Genomic DNA, 2,024 nt, shown 5'->3' with positions numbered 1-2,024 from the left:
TCATGTCGTGCATCTGAATCCCGATCACGCTGAACAAAACAGCGCCATCGCGCAACCCCGGCACCAAGAGCGAAAAGCAGCGTAAATCTTATGCGGCGAGGCGACAACTACCTTGAAAACTTCCGCCTTCGTCGACGCGTCTCTGCGTGACCTCTTCCGACTGGTGCGTCGCCATGTAGCGCAATCCCATTGCTGCCAGGTCGGCATAGGCTCGATGCAAAAGCCAGGTGAGCTCAGATATGGAATCCGAGGGAGTAAGGCGACGTAGCTCGATCCCTTCTAGTCCGCTGTTTGTCTTCATTGGCTTCTTGTGTGGTGCCTGAGGCATTTATCGTCTGTAAGTTCAGTGAGAATGTCGGCTGAACGAACTGGTCGATCATATCTGTAAGGAGTCGCGTACAAGAAAAAAGTGTGTATCGCTATCCGAGGCGACTCTGAATCCATGCCGCAGATACAGAGAAGCAACCGGGTTCCATTTGAGATACTCCAGCCTGACCGCCTTTGCCTGAAGGTCGGCTCTCGTTAGAACGGTCCGAAGGACGTTTGTACCTATCCCGTTCCTCTGATAGCCCGGCAACAGATAGAACTCGCCAAACTGGATATGCGTGGGTGCATCGTCTATGGCGACCGTACCGGCATCGCAACCATCAACGGTGATGATGAACCATGTTCGTTGTCCCCAACGCTGCTCGTGGAACTGACGCTGGAGCTCATCATCCCACCCCCAACGAACGGCAATATGCGGCCCCAGAGATTCACGCTTGACCTCGAAAGCGAACTCCATATCGTCGTTTGTCGCCATACGAAGCTCGAACACTGACCTCACCTTGGGCGCCTGAATAGTTGCGTTCCGCATGGTTCGAACATTCCCCGCAGACTGTTAGCAATGTAATGACTGTTGACGATTAGTCGTGCGCTGTTGAACGGCCGAAGGTGGCCGCAAGTCGCCCGCAGCGTCAGACCGCAGGCGACCCTCAGCGGGCTTTCGAGTTTGCCGAAAGCGGCCATTCAGTCTGTGCAAGCCGCATCTTGTGCACCATCTTGCTCGGTAACTTTTCGAGGGGTACGATCAGACCAATAATTCGGGGATGGGAGGCAGGGCGATGCTCAACGCGATCTTAAGACGCACACTGGTTTGGAGTTTGCCGCTTGCAGCGGCGTACCTGTATCTCCTGTCGGTTTATGGCCGACCCGGTAAGTCTTCGCTGGCCGTTGCGGCGCTGTTGCTCCCGCTGTTTGGAGTGCTATTCGCGTCAGTCAAAATCTACAAAGCGAGCCGAGTTCGATCTGGCAGCCAGCGGGATGCGCGAGAAGCCGAGGTCATTTGGTGTTGGTCTGGGATCGCGTCCTGCTTTGTCATGCTGTTGGCGACGTATCCAATAATGCACGGTGGTGCGTTCGGCGCACTCATAGCGGTTGGCGCGTTGGGCCGGCGCCTGTATAGGCCGACAAGGTGAGCTCTTGGCGAAGGGAAACCCTTGGACATCAAGGCATTAAGCTGCGGCGTATCGAGATAGTGATGCTGTGTGAATGCCGCGGGCGACAGACAGGTAGTCGAGACGGACCTGTCTGCGGTTGTGGTTATATCGCCTTCGATGTATTTACCGATACCCGCTGGTTTGTCCTTCGATAGTCAACGGTCTGAAAGGCTGCCGCGAACGTCCGGAGCTGGCCGAACCCGGAATTTGCGGACAGCGGCGACTAGCCTATCGCTACAGCGCGCTCATTCAGAAGTTCCGATATCGTTGTGACGCTGCCAGATTACCGACGGACCCGAGTATTCAATTGTTGTCGATCTAGCTGCTGGCGTCGAACGGCGGTTCCTGGCGCGCTCTGCCCATCGCCGATCAGCGGCAGGGAGCTGCGGGTTACTCGATATCCTTAATCCGTTGATCGTCTTGAGCTTGCCCCCGAAAAACGAATCCCTTGCTGAGCAGGTAAACTCAAGCAAGGAGAAGAACGATGACAAGCAAGGCAAAGCGGGCACAGTACACGCTCGAGTTCAAGCTGGAAGCGGTACGACT

Annotated in this window: 1 protein-coding gene; it reads right to left on the bottom strand. The window is 55.6% G+C overall.

Going from position 1 to position 2,024, the window contains the following annotated elements:
* Positions 1–376: 376 nt before the first annotated feature.
* The gene (locus FQ755_RS35980) at positions 377–817 is read right to left on the bottom strand and encodes a GNAT family N-acetyltransferase (protein WP_186308756.1); all 441 of its coding nucleotides are present in this window, start codon (positions 815–817) and stop codon (positions 377–379) included.
* Positions 818–2,024 lie beyond the last annotated feature (1,207 nt).

The sequence above is a fragment of the Paraburkholderia sp. BCC1885 genome (assembly GCF_900996235.1).
Lineage (GTDB): Bacteria > Pseudomonadota > Gammaproteobacteria > Burkholderiales > Burkholderiaceae > Paraburkholderia.
The sequence above is the reverse complement of the archived record's forward strand: the minus strand, read 5'-3'. Positions and strand labels throughout refer to the sequence as shown.